The sequence below is a fragment of the Runella sp. R0.1_18 genome (assembly GCF_057652155.1).
Window position 1 is genome coordinate 1 of record NZ_JBYFCK010000073.1, and the last position, 1,113, is coordinate 1,113.

Consider the following 1,113-nt stretch of genomic DNA (forward strand, 5'->3'; position numbering starts at 1 on the left):
ACTTGGCCCTGAATACCTTGCTGAGTGCTTTTACTGCAAACAAAAACTTACCATCAGCTCGCAGGTTCTGCCAATTGCCCTTTGCATTTACACCACCACCTGGAACGATGCAGTGTAAATGTGGATGTAAACTCAGATTCTGGCCCCACGTATGAAGCACGGAAATCATACCCATCTGTAGACCTTTATTCCGACCGAATGTTGCTAACGTTTGCCAAGCAGACCCAAACAACGAATCATATACCTCTTTGGCATGAGCTAAGGCCAGTCCATTGACGGCATCGGGCAAAGTGAACACTACGTGGAAGTACGACACAGGCAATAAATCCGCCTCACGGGCCTCTATCCACTCTTCTCGCTTGTGACCCTGACACTTAGGGCAGTGACGGTTGCGGCATGAATTGTAACTGATAATGATATTGCCACAGGTGTCACAAGCGTCCACATGACCGCCCATCACCGATGTCCGACAATGATGTATGGCTCGCAAGGTGCGAACTTGCCAGCCGTTTAACCCCAATTCTTCTATCCCTACACCCAGCCGACTCAGCACATGGGCTACTTCCCAACGTGGCTGCACTCTGAAAATAGCGTATCAAGGGGACTGAAAACAAGTTTGGTCTGCAACTGAGCTACATGAAGGTATAACATTGTGGTCTCAATGTTTTCATGACCCAGAAAATTCTTCACACTGATTATATCCATGCCATCTTCCAACAAATGCGTCGCGCAGGTATGACGCAAAGTGTGCACGTGGACGTCTTTGATAATACCAGCCTTTTTCGCTGCTTCTTTCACAGCCCATTGAACACCTTTCTGGCTGTAACGAGAATCAAAGTCGCCACCTGATCGGTCAAAGATTGCAATCCCACCAAACAAATAATCTTGCGGTTGCTCCGCCGAAATATAACTCTTGAGTCCACGAATAAGATGCTCAGATAGTGGCACATAACGGTCTTTCTTGCCTCGGGCGGCGTTCCGCTTGCCTTGCACTACTTTTAGTTGCCTACGGTCAAAGTCCAGGTCTGCCAAACGCACACTTCGAACTTCTAAACAACGCAGCCCACATCCATACAAAAGACCGATTAACACCTTGTGTTTGAGCAATGTACA

The 1,113-nt window shown here is 47.8% G+C and carries 2 protein-coding genes; both read right to left on the reverse strand.

Translation table 11 applies throughout. From position 1 onward, the window contains the following. Positions 1–580: IS91 family transposase (locus tag AC23P2_RS31065; protein ID WP_487776783.1), on the reverse strand; the 580-nt coding region annotated here is incomplete at its 3' end. Continuing rightward, the coding region (locus AC23P2_RS31070; RefSeq protein WP_487776784.1) for a tyrosine-type recombinase/integrase at positions 559–1,113 on the reverse strand (555 nt) is incomplete at its 5' end. The genes AC23P2_RS31065 and AC23P2_RS31070, both read right to left, overlap by 22 nt.